The 4358-nt window shown below is 69.7% G+C and carries 4 protein-coding genes; 2 read left to right on the forward strand and 2 right to left on the reverse strand.

Features of this window, described 5'->3' with window-relative positions; genetic code table 11:
* Positions 1–37 precede the first annotated feature (37 nt).
* Positions 38–1564: an Hsp70 family protein gene (locus tag DQP56_RS25675; protein ID WP_112689311.1), complete on the reverse strand. Its 1527-nt coding sequence runs from the start codon at positions 1562–1564 to the stop codon at positions 38–40.
* 427 nt (positions 1565–1991) lie between these two features.
* On the opposite strand from DQP56_RS25675, the gene DQP56_RS22900 reads away from it, so the two are divergent.
* Complete coding sequence (locus DQP56_RS22900; RefSeq protein WP_165825124.1) at positions 1992–2666, forward strand: cutinase family protein; 675 nt, start codon at positions 1992–1994, stop codon at positions 2664–2666.
* A 159-nt stretch (positions 2667–2825) separates the two neighbouring features.
* Positions 2826–3473, forward strand: a complete 648-nt coding sequence (locus DQP56_RS22905) for a cutinase family protein (protein WP_112689315.1) — start codon at positions 2826–2828, stop codon at positions 3471–3473.
* A 10-nt stretch (positions 3474–3483) separates the two neighbouring features.
* Here the strand turns inward: DQP56_RS22905 and DQP56_RS22910 are convergent.
* Positions 3484–4358: acetolactate synthase large subunit (locus tag DQP56_RS22910; protein ID WP_112689317.1), on the reverse strand; the 875-nt coding region annotated here is incomplete at its 5' end.

The raw sequence follows: 4358 nt of genomic DNA on the forward strand, positions 1-4358 counted from the left end.
TGGCGCTGGTGGTGCTGTCCAAAAGGGCGGCGTAACGCTACGGGACTGCCGGGGCCTCGGCGGGTTCCGGGCCCGGCGGCATGGCCGGCGCCTCGGGAAGCTGCGGGAAGGCCGGCGGGGCCGGCTGGGGGTGCGGCGCGTACGCCGGCGGCAGTTCGACGGTGGTCGTGGGAGGGGTCGTGGACACCGTCGTCAGCACCCCGGAACCGGGTCCCTCATCGGCGGCCTGCCGCAACACCAGCACCGCCACGGTACCCAACAACATCGCGACCAGCGCGGCCAGGATCACCACCGGGGCCGGTCGCCGGTACCACGGCACCCCGCCCCGGTCGCCGATCTCCACCGGCTCGGGTGCGACAGGCTGCGGTACGGGCGTAGGGCGGGCCGCCGGCGGCGGCGTGATCAGGGGTTTGAACGCCGCGTCGGGCGGGTTGTCCACCACCGGCGGCGGCGGTGGCGGCGGTTCGACCGGTGCGGTTTCGGGCAGCGGTGGCGGCTCGGCCGGCGGCGCAGCTTTTCTCGGCGTGGCCACCACGTTGCCGGCAACGCTGAGCGCCGCGCCGATGGCCGCTGTCAACTGTGGCCGGGGCGAGCTGATGACGGCGGCACCGAAGCGTTGCGACAGGCCGTTGGTCACCGTCGGCATATTGGCCCCACCGCCGACCGACACGATCGCCGACAGCTCGCCGGGAGCGATCTCGTTGTCGTCCAAGGTTTCTTGTAATGCGGTGAAGAAGCCGTCGAGTGGTTGACGCATCGCCTCATCGAGCTCTGCGCGGGTCAGCCATACGCCGCCGTGGAATCCGGCAAGCTCGGCGACCGTCTCCGTCGACAGGTGCTCCTTGGCGTCACGGCACTGGCTGCGCAATCTGGTCAACGACCCGACGGTCGGGGGCCCGTCACTGTTGCCGCCCAGATCGGCCACCACGTGATCGAGCAACGCCTGATCGATCACATCACCGGAGAACGTCGTGATCCGGCGGGTGGCGCCGATGGGTTCGTAATCGCGTCGGGCGTCGACGAGGGTGATATTGCTACCGCTGCCGCCGAAGTCACATACCGCGATGATGCCGTGGTCGGGCAGGCCCGGATTGGCCCGCAGGGCCGTCACCACCGCAGCGGTGTCCGAGATCAGCGTCACCGGATGCTGCGCCCATTCCGACACCCGCCCCAAGGCGGTGCGCAGCGCGCCGATGGCTTCCCGCGACCAGTGGGCCGGATGGCTGACCGCAACCGCCGGCGGTATCGGGCGTCCCTCGGTCGCGGCATAGGCCAGCGCGTGCAGCCCGTCGCCGAGCAGTTGCTCGGCGCGGTGCGTGGATCCGTCGCCCGCCACCACTGGCTCCCGGCCGCCGACGCGATCGACGAAATCGGTCACCACCAGCCCGCGTTCGACCAGGTCGACGTTGACGGCGGAATTCTCCGACGGCATGCCGATCTGGGACGGCCGGTCCCGGAACAGCGTGAGCACCGGCCTGCGGGTGATCGCGCGATCGGCGGTGACCGCCGCCAGAGTGGTCGCCCCGACAGACATGCCCATCGCGGGGCCTGTGTCATGCGCCATGCTGTCCCATCCGCAGTGTCCACCGGCGATCGGAACGCACCGGATCCATGCGATTTTATCGATGCGTCTCCAATTTCCTCCGCATTGCAGCGCCATTGGTGCGCCGAACCGCTCGCAACACCCGAACACCTGCGGCCCCCGGCTTCCGGCAGTCGATGACACCGTGTCGGGGGCAGGCTGGCGGCACCGCGCGGCGGCGTCCGGTGCCGAGTTTGCTCCGGCAACACAGTGCGGTGGCCACTGCACCGACACCGGGCCGACATGCCGTGGTAACCGGCCGCTCACGTGCGCGTGGTCCGGTCATAAACCAAATCCTGGACAGGGCATGCGAGTCAGGCCGCGACGCGCCGGTAACCGCCTCCGGTATTACGTTAATTCCCAGGCCAGCTTGCTTACGTCGCGGCACGAGTTATGCCACCATGAACCGGTGAACACACGTCGGATTCTTCGCTCCCTCGGTGTTGTGCCGGCACTGGCCTGGCTGCTGCAGAGCACCGCTGTCACCCCTCCCCCCGCCTATGCCGAACCCTGCCCGGACGTCCAAGTATTGTTTGCTAGAGGCACCGATGAAGCGATCGGCGTCGGTGAGACCGGGCAAGCGTTCGTCGATGCGCTGCAGCACCGACTCGGCGAGCGCTCCATGGCGGTCTACGCCGTCGACTACCCGGCCACCAACGACTGGCCGACCGGTATCCAAGGCATCCGGGACGCCACCGCGCACATCCAGGCCACCGCCGCGAATTGCCCCAAGACCAAGATGGTGCTCGGTGGCTTCTCGCAGGGCGCCGCGGTGATGGGTTTCTCCACCGCCAACGCCATCCCGGACGGCGTGGAAGGAGTGGATATACCACGGCCGATGGCCCCCGAGGTGGCCGATCACGTCGCCGCCGTCGTGTTGTTCGGTACCCCGAACGAGCGGGCGATGAACTTCCTGGGCCAACCGCCCCTGGTCATCGGTCCGGCCTACCTGGCCAAGACCCTTCAGCTGTGCGCGCCGGAAGACCCGGTCTGCTCCGAGGGAATGAATTTCGCGGCGCACGCCCCCGGCGCCTACGACGGGATCGCCGACGAGGGTGCGGCCTACGCGGCAAACCGGCTGTAATCACTGTCGTCGCAGCGTGGCGCCGGCAGTGCTGTTTGCTGGTGGCCCCCAGACGGCCGCGGTTGCCAAGGCGCGGGCGACGACCTGGCCGGGCCGGCACGGCACCGAAGGTCGACCCCGCGGGCCGGTCGGGCGACCGCGACATGTCAGCATTTGAACATGACCTTGCGTAACACTGTTCGCACCGTCACTGCCGCGGTGATGCTGATGGGAACCCTGCTGGGCTCGCCGGCGGGCGTTCCGGCCGCCGCCGCCGAGCCCTGCCCGGACACCGAGGTGGTGTTCGCGCGCGGTTCCGGACAGCCCGTCGGGCTCGGTGACGTCGGCGAGGCGTTCGTCGCTTCGCTCACCGAAAAGCTGCCCGGTCGCGACGTACGGATCTACCCGGTCGACTACCCGGCGAGCACCGACTACCGCAACAGCGCGCTGCTCGGTGAGAGCGACGCCACCGCACGCATCCAGGCCACCGCCGACAACTGCCCGAACACCAAACTCGTGCTGGGCGGTTACTCCCAGGGCGCCAGCGTCATCGAGATGTCCAGCAATTCGCTGCCGCCGGGGGTCGCCCAGCGGGTGGCCGCAGTGGTCCTCTTCGGTCCCCCATCGAGCCCGTACTCCACCTCGTTGTGGGGCGGCCCGCTGCCGGTCCTCGCCGCGTCGTACCAGCCGAAGACCATCACCTTCTGCCTGGCGGGTGACATCTACTGCGAAGACAACGGCAGCGTGGTGCCGCACCTGATGTACGTGCAGGACGGCAAGGCCGACGAGGGCGCCGCCTTCGCCGTGAATCGCCTGACGAGCGGTTAGCAGGGCTCGCTCAGAACACGCTCGGCATCCGCGCATCGATAAGGTGCGGCCCCGGCTCGGCCAGCGCCCGCCGGAACTGGTCGGCGAGTTCCTCACAGGTGGTCGCCACGCTCGCCGGCACCCCGAAACCTTCGGCGATCTTGGCGAAGTCCATGTTGGGCCGCGAAAGATCCAGCAGCGCTTCCGCTTTGGGCCCGTAACGCCCACCTTCACCTTCGGCACCCACCCGGGCCAGTTCCATGCGCAGGATCGCGTAGGAGCTGTTGTTGATCAGCACCGTGGTCACATCGGCGTTCTCCCGCGCCATCGACCACAACGCCGAGACGGTGTAGGCCGCGCTGCCGTCGGCCTGCAGCGCGATCACCGGGCGGTCCGGTGCGGCGACGGCAGCGCCCAGTGCGACCGGCAGTCCCTGTCCGATCGCACCGCCGGTGAGGGTGAGCACATCGTGGCGCGCCGCGCCGGCGGTGGCCGCCGGCAACATCAGGCCCGAGGTGTTGGACTCATCGGAGATGATCGCGTTCTCGGGCAGCAGCGCCCCGATCACCTGCACCCAGTTCTGCGGGGTCAGCTCCCCCGCCGGCAGTTGCGGGGCGGCGGCGGGTGCGGGCCGCGGCTGCACGCCCGGCGCCACCGCCTCGGCCAGCTGCGTCAGCGCAGCGGCCACATCCGTCTCCAGGCCCGCCAACTGGTGCACCGCACAGCCTTCGGGCACCAGGTCACTGGGCTTGCCCGGGTAGGCGAAGAACGACACCGGGGCCCTGGTGCCGGCGACCACCAGGTGCTTGATCCCGTCGAGCTGGAACGCGGCCTGCTCGGCCAGGTAACCGAGCCGGTCGATGGCCGGCACCCCGGCGCCACGCGCCAAGCGGGCCGGAAAGGTCT

It is taken from the genome of Mycolicibacter senuensis (assembly GCF_003284925.1).
GTDB classification, from domain to species: Bacteria; Actinomycetota; Actinomycetes; order Mycobacteriales; family Mycobacteriaceae; genus Mycobacterium; species Mycobacterium algericum_A.

Coding starts and splice junctions, on each gene's coding strand:
- DQP56_RS25675 (WP_112689311.1), bottom strand. CDS start 1,564: ATGGCGCATGACACAGGCCCCGCGATGGGCATGTCTGTCGGGGCGACC.
- DQP56_RS22905 (WP_112689315.1), top strand. CDS start 2,826: ATGACCTTGCGTAACACTGTTCGCACCGTCACTGCCGCGGTGATGCTG.